The organism is Tateyamaria sp. (assembly GCF_039940735.1).
Taxonomy (GTDB): Bacteria; Pseudomonadota; Alphaproteobacteria; order Rhodobacterales; family Rhodobacteraceae; genus Tateyamaria.
This window is the reverse complement of sequence record NZ_JBDVGB010000040.1, coordinates 43,558-56,592: the sequence shown is the minus strand read 5'-3', so window position 1 is coordinate 56,592 and position 13,035 is coordinate 43,558. Positions and strand designations below refer to the sequence as shown.

Sequence of the window (13,035 nt, the reverse complement as noted above, 5' to 3'; positions counted from 1 at the left end):
GAACAAAACCTTGCCGTCCGCCAGTACCATCTGTTTGTCGCCAGCAAGTGTCGGCATCCAATGCAGGCCAAGTGGGCGCAGATCATCGGCTGTCAGAACCGCCAGAACGCCGGGGACCTTAAGGGCCGCTTCGGTGTTGATGCTGGTGATGCGCGCATGGGCATAGGGCGAGCGGACGAAGTCGCCAAACAGCATGCCGTCTAGCTTGATATCATCAACGTAGTTGCCTTTGCCTTGGGTGAAACGCGCATCCTCGACCCGTTTGCGCGAGCACCCCATGCCCTTAAGGTTATCAACCCGTTCTTCGCGTGTAATTTCGTCCTTCATTCTGCGGCCTCCTTGGCTGCATTCATTTCAGACGCCGCGGCCTGAATGGATTTTACGATGTTCTGATACCCTGTGCAGCGGCATATATTGCCAGCCATGCCGAAACGAATTTCTTCTTCGGTGGGGTTTGGGATTTCTTCTAACAATTTGGTGGCGCGGATGATCATGCCCGGCGTGCAATACCCGCACTGAAGCCCGTGATGTTCTTTGAACGCGTTCTGCAAGGGGTGCAGTTCGTCGGGGTTTCCGATGCCTTCAATTGTTGTGATTTCGGACCCTTCGGCCTGAACCGCAAACATGGTGCAGGATTTAACCGACTTGCCATCAATGGTGACGGTGCAGGCACCGCAATGGGACGTCTCGCAACCGATGTGTGGTCCTGTGATGTTCAGCCGCTCGCGCAGCGTGTAAATGAGCAACTCGCGCGGTTCCGCGAGGAACTCTTCTTGCTTGCCGTTTACCGTGAGTGTGACGTGCGATTTCTTTGACATATGTCTCTCTCCCTTACGCCCGCGACCAAGCGCGTTCGATGGCGCGGCTGAGAATGATACCCGCCACGTGGTTTTTGAATGCGACGGGGCCGCGGTTGTCCTCGGTTGGGTCGATGTCGCCCAGCATGGCTTTAACGGCCGCTTTGATGGCGGCGTTATCCACGGACGTACCGACCAGCGCGGCACAGGCATCTTCGGAAAACACAGGCGTGTCGCTTAGGTTTGTCATCGCGATCGCGGCGAACGTACATTTGCCGCCTTCCTTGATGATCTGAACGGCAGCGGCGGCAGTTGCGTAATCGCCGATCTTACGTTTTTGTTTTTCATAGGCATGACCGCCCTTGGGCAGCGGGAATGACGCAGAAGTCAGAACCTCGTCATCTTCGCGGTCTGTTACAAACGCACCTTCGTAAAAGTCCCGGGCAGAAACATCGCGTGTTCCGTTTGGACCAACCACGGTCAAAGTGGCATCCAAGCATTGCATCAAACCGGGCATGTCGTTGGCAGGGTCGCCGTTGGCAATGTTGCCACCAACTGTCCCCATGTAACGCACCTGCGGGTCAGCGATCTGCAACGCGGCCTCGCGCAAGATGGGCGCCGCATCGGCCAGACCTGCGTGATCAATGAGGTTTGCTTGTGTGACCAAGGCACCGATTTTGATGCTGTCGCTGGTGACCTCGATACCCGACAAACCGCCGACGTCTTGCAGGTCGATCAAGTGGGGCACATCGGCCATTCGCAGCTTCATCATGGGTATTAGGCTGTGCCCGCCTGCCATGACGCGCGCGTCGTCGCCGTGTTCCTCAAGCAATGACAGAACACCTGCCATGTCTTTTGGTCGATAATAGTCAAATGCAGCTGGAATCATCTGCGCGTCCCTCCCTGAAAGCGAATGTCTGGCTTGCACGGAGGCTGCATGCGATTGCATGCAACGGCACTACGAAATCAATGAAACACGAGGGTTTTGCACGAAATGCGCGTCGTTAAGCACGAAGTGCGCTGGCTTGTGCGGCAAGCGCATCCTGTATCGCCTTCAGTTTTGAACGACTCACCGGGGCGGGCGGCATATCGGTCCCATCAAAGATGCAGCGCCCCTTGTCTTTGGTCCGTTCAAAGCGGGCGATGCGACCCGGGTTGACCAAATAGCTGCGGTGCGTTTGCAAAAAACCAGTTGGCAGCAATCGTTTTGACGCCTCGGTCACGGGCCATGCGCAAAACAGGCGCTCGTCCTGGGTGTAGACTTGGGTATAGTGGCCATCTGCCCGAACAAACAGTACATCACTTGAGCGGACAAAGACTTTGGTACCGTCGCGTTCGCAGGGGACTTGTACGTCTGTTGTTGGAATGTGGTGGGATTTTTCGGGGGCTTTGTTAGCACTGCTTTTTGCGGTGCGTGGCGCAACAAGATAGGTCACGCTGACCCATAGACATGCCCCAAAGATGACAAAACTGAAAAAGATAACGCCAAGGGCCAGTGTTTCGTTGCTCATCGAAGGACCAAATTCTGCCACGTCCGGTTCTGCCACAAAATTGGTACCCGCCATGGCTAGAAAATGCACAGAGGCCACTGCAATGGCAAAGCAGAAGGTGCCCAGTACGATGTTCCGGTTGGTTCGCTGCCCATAGGCGATCCAGAACGCCAGAATACACAGCCCGATGGCCACGATGGATGAAAAGATGACCCCCGTCGGGGTGTAAACCGCGCGGCACATTTCAAGCCCAGCCATGCCGATGTAGTGCATGACCAAAATGCCAATACCCACAATACCACCCGCCAGCGTGATGATGGTCGGTGTGCGGGCGGTGAAATGCATTAAGATCAGGGCCGCCCCTACAATGAGAATGGCCGACAGCGCAGAGACCAGTGTGATCGCCGCGTCATAAAAGAACAGGATTGGCATTTGCAAACCCAACATGGCCACAAAGTGCATCGCCCAGATTCCACCACCCAGCGCGACAGCCGCTAAAGCCACAGACACCTTTTTCTGAAACATGGGTTTTTCCGACAGGTCCCGTGTCAGCGACAGTCCGGTGAACCCGGCGACAAGTGCCACGACACAAGACATCACGATCAAAAAGCCGCTGTGGTGAACGTTTAGAAAATCCATGCGGGCCAAGATGCCCAACCTATGGGCGTTTTGCAAACTTTACCATTTAGTCCACGTCGTCATTTTGATGTGAACACAAAGGTAAATGTATGCAGAACTTGGTTGCGTGCGGCTTTCGATGGCTCCGATTGTTCTGTGGATGCAGGACTTTGCACTTCTGATTTTCGTCCGGTCAAACGGTTCAACACGCACAAGTTGTCAAATTGTTTGCGTTCCGAAACCGGTTTCGGTTAGCGTTGATGTTAGGGGAGATTCGATGCCTGACAAACCGGTCAATTTGAAATCGCTTGCGGCGCACCTTGGCTTGACGGTTGGGACTGTCAGCCGTGCGATGAATGATTACGCTGACATCAGTATCGCCACACGCCAGCGGGTTCAAAAGGCCGCCGCCGAACTGGGATATCGACCAAACCAGAACGCGCGCCGTCTCTCGTTGGGGCAACCTGAAACGGTTTGCTATCTTATGCCGCGGCAAACGGGCGTTACAATACAACCTTTTGTTGCCCAGTTGCTGCAAGGTCTGGGCGAGGCATTGGGGCGGCGCAATTGGGACCTTTTGGTCCATCACGCAGAGTCTTCGCAGGATGATTTGGAACGCATTGATCGATTGGTGCGCACGGGGCGCGTTGGTGGCGTCGTTATTTCACGCCCGCTGAAGAATGATCCGCGTGTTCAACTGTTAAAAGACCTTGGCTGTCCGTTTGTTGTGCATGGGCGCACGGCCGAGTTCGCCGATTATGCGTGGTATGACGTCGACGGAGAAGACGCCTTGGTCACGGCCGTCAATCATCTCGTCGATTTGGGACATCGTCGCATTGCCTACGTGGGCGCCCCCTTGCAGCATCAATTCGCGCAAGAACGGTTGAACGGGTACAATCGCGCGGTTCTTCACAACGGGCTGACGCCGGATCCGCAGTTGATCCAAATCGCTAATTTCAGCGATGACGGCGGCGAAATGGCGGCCTCTATACTGCTTGACCTGTCAGAGCCGCCGACGGGGATCGTTTGCGTTTCGGATACTGTTGCGTTCGGCGTGCTGGCAGGCATCCGTGCACGAGGCATGCAGCCGGGGCAGGATGTATCGGTTATCGGCTATGACGGTTTGCATTTTGGCATCCACGCGAATCCACCACTCACGACGATGGCCCAACCACAAGCCCATGCAGGGCGGCGGTTGGGCGACATGCTTCTGGCCATCGTCGATGGCGGTGACCCCAAAGCGCATCAAGAATTGCAACGCGCCCATTTGGTGCGTCGCAAAACTGACGGTCCGCCCCTGCAAGGTGCGGTTCAAGACAACGTTTCTGAAAGGGAGGACATTCAATGAAACGCACGACAACACTTATGGCCGGTTTGCTGGTCTCGACGGCCCTTGCGGGCGCTGCGGCTGCCGACACGATCCGTTTCTGGACCCTAGAGGTCCAACCCGAACGCATGGCCATTCAAGAAGAAATGGCCAAGAAATTCGAGGCCGCATCCGGTCACACCGTCGAAATTATTCCCGTTGAAGAATCTGATATTCAAACCCGCGCCACGGCAGCGTTTGCAGCAGGTGACTTGCCTGACGTGTTAAACCACACGGTGCAGTCATTGTTGCCTTATGCCGAGGCGGGTATTTTGGACACAGCCGCCGCCACCGAAGTGGTCGAAGACCTTGGCGTTGAAAGCTTTGCCCAAGGCCCCGTGCGTATGGCGATGTCGGATGGTGAAATCGTTTCGGTGCCCACTGATGGTTGGACGCAGTTGGTTGTTTACCGCTCGGACTTGTTCGAGGCAGCTGGCCTAAAGGCCCCCACATCCTTCGCCAATATGTCGGCGGCAATGGACGCCTTGCACAACCCGCCAGAGATGTACGGTTTTGTTGCGGCCACCAAGATCGACGAAGGCTATATGATGCAGTTGATCGAGCATCTGTCGCTCGCCACTGGTTATTCGCCGATCAACGCGGATGGATCCGTCAACGAAGACACGACCCATCTGGTCGAGCTGCTTGAGATCTACAAAAAGATGGTCGCAAATTCACCCGAGGGAGATCTGTTCTGGTCGCAATCGCGCGAATTGTACCTTGATGGCAAAGCGGCCATGGTTATTTGGTCGCCGTCTATTTTGGACGAACTTGGTGGTTTGCGTGACAGCGCACCTGTGACGATCAGCGATGACCCGACCACCAAGGAATTGGCGGAAAATACGGGCTTTTCGACGGTCATTTCCGGGCCCGGTAACGCCGATGGGGCAGCCTATGCCGATGTGCGTTACCTTGGTATCACGGCGGACGCCAACACCGAAGTGGCGCAAGAATTCGTCAAATTTGTCGTGTCCGAAGGCTATGGTGAATGGTTGTCTCAAGCACCCGAAGGCAAGTTCCCCGTGCGTCGCGGAACAGAGGCCGGAGACACCTCTTTTGAAACGCTTTGGGCTGGCCTTGATGTGGGGGTAGATCGCAAAGCGCCGCTGGGCGACATCTATCCGCAGTCCGTAATCGACGATATCGTTGCGGGTTTGTCTGTTGGGGACCGCTGGGGTGTGGCCGATGGCCAACTTGCCAAGGCGTCGACCATCGTGAATAGCCAGATCATGAGCCGTGTCATTCGCGAGATGACAGATGGCGATCTGAGCGTGCAGGAAGCGGCCGACAAGATCGTGGCCGAGCACAAAGCCTTGTAACGTTGAGCCAATTCTGGCGGCGCGGCTCGGGTCGCGCCGCCGATTTTGACGGGCACATGTACGGGCACATATCATGATAGACACCACCACTCCGAAAGGCCCGCCAAAAGGCATGGGGCCGCTGGCCAAACGCGAGATGCGCTTTGCCTATCTACTGCTGTTGCCGACGTTCTTGATTGTGTTGTCTGTAGTGCTGTTCCCGTTGCTGGCCAACGTTTGGATCAGCTTTAAACCGGTTACTTTGGGTGATCTGCGTGCCCCGAATATTTTGATAAATGAACGCCTTATGGGTGATCTAGAGGTCGTGGGCGACGAGGCCGATATCCGTTACCGCGCGCGCAATTCATCGCGCCAAGGGGCGATTGCAGACATCGTTATGACCGATGATTTGCCGGGAACGCTTCGTATTTTGACGGTCGATGCTCGCTGTACGTTGAACGACCTGTCGCTGCGCTGCGATCTCGGCGATTACGAACCGGGCCAGCGCGAAGACATCGTGCTGCGTGTCGCGGCGACACAAGGGTTCTTGGACGCCCCTGCCAACATCAAAGATACCAAACCCGTCTTTACATTCGTTCCTGAAAACGTGCTGACCAACGGTAACTTTACGTTGGACAATTTCCGTAAGGTATTCGCCGCGTCGGACTTCTGGCCCGTGCTTTGGGCATCCCTGTATTATACCATCGCTGGGACCTTGGGTGCGCTAGTGATGGGGCTGTTTGCCGCGCAATTGATGAACATAACGTTTGCCGGGCGCAGCTTTCTGCGCGGGCTTTTCTTATCGCCCTATGTCGCCCCGGTGATTGCTGTGGCGTTGGCGTGGGTACTGTTACTTGATCCCGGCCCAGGGGGGACGTTGAATGCGTTGCTGATACAAATGGGCGTGATCGAGGGACCGATTTCTTTTCTTGGGCAACGCAAGGCCGACATCAACGTCTTTGGTCTGTTCACTTTTGAATTTCCCGTTGCCCTGACTGTGGTGATCATCTTTGAAATCTGGCGCTATTTCCCGCTGGCGATGCTGTTCATTCTTGCGCGGATGCAATCGCTGTCGTCAGATATCTATGAGGCCGCCGAGATCGACGGGGCCACCCCTTTGCAACAATTCCGCTTTATTTCGTTGCCGCAGTTGGTGGGCATCATGGCGGTGCTATTCCTGCTGCGCTTCATCTGGACGTTCAACAAATTCGACGACATTTTCCTGCTGACAGGCGGGGCTGCGGGCACACGTACGCTAACGGTCAATGTCTATGAGCAGGCCTTTGCGGTGTCCAACCTTGGGGCGGGAGCGGCGGTGGCTGTTGTGGTGTTTATCGTGCTGCTGTTCTTTGCGGTCATCTTTTTCAAATTCTCACCCGAGGATGAGACATGAGCCGGTTTGGCAATATCTTTTGGTTGTGCTTGTTGGTTGGCGCGATCTGGGGCGCTTTGGCGTCCATTTTACTGACGGTGCTGGCACTGTTTGTGTCGGGCCTGACGTTCCAGCCGCAGGTGGCTGCAGGGGCGGTGGCTGGGTTGATCGGATCCGGCGTTTTGGCTGTTTTGTCGCCGATACGCCGGACGCCGGGCGTGGTCGTCATGGCTGCTGTGATCTTTATGGTGGTTTTGACCGTGGCCTCGGGCGCGCAACCTTTGGGGCTGGGCTTAGATGTCTATGCGTTTGGCCAATTGGTTTTTGTGATCCTAATGGCGGCTTTCACGGTCCAATCCGTCAACTTGATCGCCAAAGGCTTCGGTCCGGGCAGCGAAAAACGCTATAACGTTGAGGTCATCTGCCTGCGGTTCGTCAAGGGTTTGGGCCTTGTGACCTTTACCATTGCGGTGGCTTTACCCTTCTTTGTCATGGTGATGATGAGCCTCAAAAACCAACAATTGCTGCTGTCAAACCCGCTCGATTTCTCGATTGATTTTGCACAAGGGGCCGAGACCCTTTTCCGCAGTTACACCGAGTTGTTCACCCAATACCATTTCGGCACCTATTTGTTGAATTCGGCGATAGTGTCGGTGGCGACGGTGTTGATTACGTTGTTTTTTGCCGTGCCCGGCGCCTATGCCGTCGCGCGTCTTCGGTTTCCGGGGCAGAAGTTCTTATCGCGCTCAATTCTGCTGATTTACATGGTCCCGATGATTGTCCTCGTGATCCCGCTTTATGCGATATTTTCACAATTGGGGTTGCGCAATACGCTGTGGGGGCTGCTGTTCGTGTACCCCGCAACAACGATCCCTGTGGCGCTGTATATGCTGCAAGGCTACTTTCGCGGCATCCCTGCCGAACTAGAAGAGGCCGGGCTGATGGATGGCCTGACGCGTATCAATGTCATCCGCAAAATTACGATGCCATTGGCATTGCCGGCATTGGCGTCGGTCGCGTTGTACGTTTTTATGATCGCGTGGAACGAGTTTCTGTTTGCGTTCATGTTTCTTGATAATGTTGATCTTTACACACTGTCGCGCGGCATTGCCGAACTGAATTCATCCGAGGTGCCACGCCAGCATCTGATGGCGGGCGCTGTCATCGCAACGGTCCCCGTGCTTGCCCTGTTCTTGTGGTTTGAAAGGTTCCTTGTCGCCGGGCTGACGGCGGGAAGTGTGAAAGGATAAACCATGGTCGCGATCCAATCCGCAATTGACGTGCTGACGCAGAATGATCGGGGTGGTTTTACGATTCCGACGGCGGGGCTGTATCCGTACCAATGGAATTGGGACAGCGCGTTTGTGGCGCTGGGCCTTGCGACTTATGATATGGATCGCGCGTGGTCCGAGGTCACGTCACTGATCGCAGGCCAGTGGCCCGATGGCATGATCCCTAGCATCCTTTTTCGCAGCGATGATCCAGACTATTTTCCCGGCCCGTCCCGTTGGGGAAAAACGCCGGGGCCGATCCCGTCGACGGGCGTGTCGCAGCCTCCTGTGCTTGCAACGATTGTGCGTGCAATCACCAAGGGTGATGGCTCACGCCGCGCTGCCGTGTTTGACGCGCTTTTCGCCTGGCACAGATGGTTTCACGACGCGCGATCTGTTGATGGCATCGTATGCACTGTGCACCCGTGGGAAACCGGGCGCGACAATTGCCCGGAATGGAATATCGGGTTGGACTTGATGGAAGTTTCGCCTGATCTTGCGCCCTACACGCGAATGGACAACAAACATGTCGACCCCAGCTTTCGTCCAACGCAGGATCAATATGACAAGTATCTGACGATCATGACCTTTGGCGCCAGCGTCGGCTGGGATCAACGGCGGCTGACGGATGAAGGGCCATTTTTGATGGCTGACCCGAACATTCATTTTGTTCTGCTGCGCGCAGATCAGGATTTGCTGGCGATGGCGCAGGGCCTAGGCAAGCCGCGGGCGGTGTTGGACCAGATCGAAGGTTGGATCGTAAATGGTCATGCGGCGAGTGAGTATTTATGGAACAACGAAGTTGGGGCGTTCACGGCCCGAGAGGTCCGTACCGGGCGTTTTTCGAATGGATTCAGCAACTGTAGTGCTTTGTGTTTTTACGCAAATTCAGGCACGGCCGAGCAGCGAAGTCGAACGTTGGCACATCTGGAACGTATAGATGCAGCCGTGGATTACATGTTGCCCAGCTGGGACCCCGATGCGACTGACTTTGAGGCGCAGCGCTATTGGTGCGGCCCGCTTTGGCCGCAGATGAATTATATGACGGCTTTGGGTTTAGACGAACAGGGCGCACCAGAGATGGCCGCCAAAATCCGTGGCGATTTATGTCGCGCAATTGAAAAATCGGGTTTTTGGGAATGCTTCAATCCGGTGACCGGTGAAGGCTGTGTGGGCGAGAAATTCTCGTGGACGGCGGCTGTTTGGCTGTCTTGGCAGCACGAGACATGTATGAAGGGGGCTGCTTAGTCATGGGATCCATCACATTGGGCGCGGTCGAAAAATGGTTCGGCGATGTGCAGGTCATCAAGGGTATCGATCTTGAAATTCTTGACGGTGAGTTGATCATCTTTGTTGGCCCGTCGGGGTGTGGAAAATCAACGCTATTGCGCATGATCGCGGGGCTTGAAGAAACCAGCCGGGGGCACATCCTGCTTGATGGTGAGGATGTAACCCATAAGGTTCCGTCCGAGCGAGAGCTGTCGATGGTGTTCCAATCTTACGCGCTGTATCCGCACCTTAGCGTGCGCGACAACATGGGTTTTGCCTTGATGACTGCAGGCGCGCCCAAATCTGAGATCGCGCAGAAAGTCGACGCAGCTGCAGATATCCTGAAACTTAACGACTATCTTGATCGTCGCCCCAAGGACCTGTCAGGCGGGCAACGCCAGCGAGTTGCCATTGGGCGTGCCATTGTGCGCAAACCCAAAGGGTTTCTATTTGACGAACCGCTGTCCAACCTTGATGCTTCTTTGCGCGTCGATATGCGGTTTGAGATTGCACGCCTGCACAAAACGCTTGCCAGCACGATGGTTTACGTCACGCACGATCAGGTCGAAGCGATGACGTTAGCGGATCGGATTGTAGTTCTGAAGGACGGGGTGATTATGCAAGTCGGCAGTCCACGTGAGTTGTATGAAAACCCCCAAAACGCATTTGTTGCTCAGTTCATCGGTAGCCCGAAAATGAACTTGATGGCGCTGGCTGATGGGACAGACGCGCGGTTGCCAAAAGCGGCGCAGGATGTCGCTCACTTGGGAATTCGCCCAGAACATATCGACATTGTCGCGCCAGACGCAGGCCATTGTACCGGGCAAGTACAAGTCAGCGAATATCTGGGTGCGGATTATTTTCACTACATCGACTGCGGCGATCTTGGCCTGATCACCCTGCGCACTGCTGGCGCGCAAGACAGCCTTGAAGGTCAAACTGTGGGGTTGCGATTTGATGAAACCCGTCTGCATTTGTTTGACGCCGCAGGTCAACGTATGCCAGGACGTGCTGCATGAAACGATCTGAAATCAACGACATCATGGCACAAGCCGACGCAATGATACGCCGCCATGGCTTTGCCTTGCCTCCATTTGCGTATTGGACCCCTGATGCGTTCGCGTCCAACGCAAAGGCTGCGCGCCACGTCATCGACGCGCGCTGTGGTTGGGATATCACGGACTATGGCGCTGGCGATTTTGATAAAATAGGCTTGTTCCTGTTTACCTTGCGCAATGGATTGCAAGGCGATCTCACTCGGGGCGGCGGGATGTGTTACGCGGAAAAGCTGCTGATTTCGCGACAGGATCAGCTTTCGCCCATGCACACCCATGTGCTGAAGGCCGAAGACATCATCAACCGTGGCGGCGCGACATTGGTCGTTGAGCTTTGTGGGTCGGACGACGACGGTAACTTTGCGCCAGATCGCGGCGGGCAGGTGATGTGTGATGGGGTGATGCGCGATTACGGCCCCGGTGAAAAACTGTCCTTTGCCCCTGGCGAATCCGTGACCCTACGCCCTGGGGATTGGCACGCGTTTTGGGGTGAAGGCGGTGATGTTCTGATTGGCGAAGTATCGACCGTCAATGATGACGAAACCGACAATGTCTTCCGTGATCCTGTTGGCCGCTTTGCATCCATCGACGAAGACGCAGAACCCACACATTTGTTGGTGAGCGATTATGGTCGCTTGTAAGAGTTACCCACGCCGATGGCATAACACGCGTGAAAACCAATTTGCATTTCGATAACCCCAATGCGGGGTTCTTTGTCGACCCTTAGGCGATGACGCTGTTTTTGGTTCAAAACATTTGGAATGACTGCGTATTCGGGACGAGGTTCACATCGCATGGGTTGAGCGCCACGCCCACAAGGGCACGCGGTGCGCCCTTGTGTTCTGTGACACAGGTTAAGCGGTTAGGTAATCACGTCGGGTGCAGTACGCCCTGTGAAACCTTCGATGCCGATGATGCTGTGCGCGGCCGCGATGACCTCTGCCAAGGCTGCCTGAGGTTCAAGGCTCAGCGCTTTGGCTTCGACCTTTTCCAAGTACAGACGCAAGGTGGCCCCGCTGGTTCCAGTACCGGACAGGCGCACAACGAAACGTGAGCCGCCCTCAAACACAACGCGCACACCTTGTTGGGCCGAGGTGCTTCCGTCGACAGGATCAAGGTACGCATAATCGTCGGCTTTTTCGACTGTCAGTGGCCCATAATTTTGTCCGGCGAGCCCATCCAGCGATCCGCGCAAGGCGGTCATCAAAGCATCGGCCTTTTCGTTTTCGATCGCTTCAAAATCGTGGCGCGAATAGTAATTGCGCCCAAAGCGCGCCCAGTGATCTTCCATCAGTTCTGGTACGGACTTGCCTGTCGCTGCCATGATGTTCAACCACATCAACACAGCCCACACGCCATCCTTTTCACGCACGTGATCTGACCCTGTGCCAAAGCTTTCTTCGCCACACAAAGACACGCGCCCATCGTCCATCAGGTTGCCAAAAAACTTCCAGCCTGTTGGAGTTTCGTAACAATCCAGCCCCAATGCTTGGGCCACGCGGTCCACAGCCGCAGATGTCGGCATAGACCGGGCCACACCTTTCAGCCCATCTTTATAGCCCGGTGCCAGATGTGCATTTGCTGCGATTACGGCTAAACTGTCAGAGGGTGAAACATAGCAATTGGGCCCAACGATCATGTTGCGATCGCCGTCACCATCCGAGGCACAGCCAAAGTCGGGCGCATCCCTGCCCATCATCTCGTCCATCAACTCGTGCGCCCATGTGGGGTTGGGGTCGGGGTGCATGCCGCCAAAATCGGGCAGGGGGGTGGCGTGGGCGACGGTGTCTTTGGCCGCACCTAGCGTGTCTTCGAGGATTGCACGGGCATATGGGCCGGTGATGGCGCACATGGAATCGAAACGGATGCGAAAGCCGCCTTTGATCATCTTGGCGATGGCCGGGAAATCGAACAGCGACTGCATCAGGTCGACATAGGCCGCGACGGGGTCAACCACATCGACTTTCATGTTGCCCAAAGCACTTGTGCCAATGGTTGACAAGTCCACCGGATCACCCTGCCAGATGTGATAGGCATCAATTACTTTGGTACGTTCAAACATCGCGTTTGTGATGGTTTCGGGGGCGGGGCCGCCATTGGACATGTTGAACTTGATGCCAAAATCTTCGTCTTCGCCGCCGGGGTTGTGGCTGGCAGACAGAATCACGCCGCCGTCTGTCTTGTTCAGGCGGATCAGGTGCGATGCGGCCGGCGTGGACAGTAAGGCGTTTTGGCCCACAATGACGCGCGCCGCCCCATTGGCCGCCGCCATCGCAAGGATCGTCTGCGTTGCGACATCGTTGTGAAAACGCCCATCGCCGCCTACAACCAGCGTCTTGCCCGCAACGCCACCGATGCCGTCAAACATCGCTTGCACGAAGTTTTCAAGGTAATGGTCCCCCATGAACACGCGGCACTTTTTGCGAAGCCCGGATGTGCCGGGTTTTTGTCCCTCAATGGGGGTGGTGGCAATCGTCGCTTTGGTCATTGGGCAAATCC

11 protein-coding genes and 1 pseudogene are annotated in these 13,035 nt (G+C 55.6%); 7 read left to right on the top strand and 5 right to left on the bottom strand.

All coding sequences use genetic code 11. The annotated features are described in order from the left end of the window. From ABJF76_RS08500 to ABJF76_RS08485, 4 genes and pseudogenes are all read right to left on the bottom strand, one after another. Positions 1 to 327 (bottom strand): annotated as a pseudogene (locus tag ABJF76_RS08500) (carbon monoxide dehydrogenase); the annotation flags it as partial. Beyond that, the gene (locus tag ABJF76_RS08495) at positions 324 to 818 is read right to left on the bottom strand and encodes a (2Fe-2S)-binding protein (RefSeq protein ID WP_413821797.1); all 495 of its coding nucleotides are present in this window, start codon (positions 816 to 818) and stop codon (positions 324 to 326) included. The gene ABJF76_RS08495 and the pseudogene ABJF76_RS08500, both read right to left, overlap by 4 nt. 13 nt (positions 819 to 831) lie before the next feature. Continuing rightward, positions 832 to 1,686 carry an FAD binding domain-containing protein gene (locus tag ABJF76_RS08490; protein WP_413821798.1) on the bottom strand — a complete coding sequence of 285 codons (855 nt, stop codon included), beginning with the start codon at positions 1,684 to 1,686 and terminating at the stop codon, positions 832 to 834. Positions 1,687 to 1,801: 115 nt separating this feature from the next. Beyond that, entirely contained in the window at positions 1,802 to 2,926 is a 1,125-nt protein-coding gene (locus tag ABJF76_RS08485) for an MHYT domain-containing protein (RefSeq protein ID WP_413821799.1), read from the bottom strand. Positions 2,927 to 3,182: 256 nt separating this feature from the next. Between ABJF76_RS08485 and ABJF76_RS08480 the strand changes: the two genes are divergently transcribed. From ABJF76_RS08480 to ABJF76_RS08450, 7 genes are all read left to right on the top strand, one after another. After that, complete coding sequence (locus tag ABJF76_RS08480) at positions 3,183 to 4,253, top strand: LacI family DNA-binding transcriptional regulator (protein ID WP_413821800.1); 1,071 nt, start codon at positions 3,183 to 3,185, stop codon at positions 4,251 to 4,253. Continuing rightward, positions 4,250 to 5,590: an ABC transporter substrate-binding protein gene (locus ABJF76_RS08475; protein ID WP_413821801.1), complete on the top strand. Its 1,341-nt coding sequence runs from the start codon at positions 4,250 to 4,252 to the stop codon at positions 5,588 to 5,590. The genes ABJF76_RS08480 and ABJF76_RS08475 overlap by 4 nt, the downstream gene beginning before the upstream one ends. Before the next feature lie 73 nt (positions 5,591 to 5,663). Further along, positions 5,664 to 6,962 carry a carbohydrate ABC transporter permease gene (locus ABJF76_RS08470; RefSeq protein WP_413821802.1) on the top strand — a complete coding sequence of 433 codons (1,299 nt, stop codon included), beginning with the start codon at positions 5,664 to 5,666 and terminating at the stop codon, positions 6,960 to 6,962. Next, entirely contained in the window at positions 6,959 to 8,191 is a 1,233-nt protein-coding gene (locus ABJF76_RS08465) for a carbohydrate ABC transporter permease (RefSeq protein ID WP_413821803.1), read from the top strand. Before ABJF76_RS08470 ends, ABJF76_RS08465 begins: the two co-directional genes overlap by 4 nt. Positions 8,192 to 8,194: 3 nt before the next feature. Then, positions 8,195 to 9,460 carry an MGH1-like glycoside hydrolase domain-containing protein gene (locus ABJF76_RS08460; RefSeq protein WP_413821804.1) on the top strand — a complete coding sequence of 422 codons (1,266 nt, stop codon included), beginning with the start codon at positions 8,195 to 8,197 and terminating at the stop codon, positions 9,458 to 9,460. Positions 9,461 to 9,462: 2 nt separating this feature from the next. Continuing rightward, entirely contained in the window at positions 9,463 to 10,500 is a 1,038-nt protein-coding gene (locus tag ABJF76_RS08455) for an ABC transporter ATP-binding protein (RefSeq protein WP_413821805.1), read from the top strand. After that, complete coding sequence (locus ABJF76_RS08450) at positions 10,497 to 11,177, top strand: D-lyxose/D-mannose family sugar isomerase (RefSeq protein ID WP_413821806.1); 681 nt, start codon at positions 10,497 to 10,499, stop codon at positions 11,175 to 11,177. Before ABJF76_RS08455 ends, ABJF76_RS08450 begins: the two co-directional genes overlap by 4 nt. A gap of 221 nt (positions 11,178 to 11,398) precedes the next feature. On the opposite strand, the gene ABJF76_RS08445 is transcribed toward ABJF76_RS08450, so the two are convergent. Then, complete coding sequence (locus ABJF76_RS08445) at positions 11,399 to 13,024, bottom strand: alpha-D-glucose phosphate-specific phosphoglucomutase (RefSeq protein WP_413821807.1); 1,626 nt, start codon at positions 13,022 to 13,024, stop codon at positions 11,399 to 11,401. Between the last annotated feature and the right edge of the window lie 11 nt (positions 13,025 to 13,035).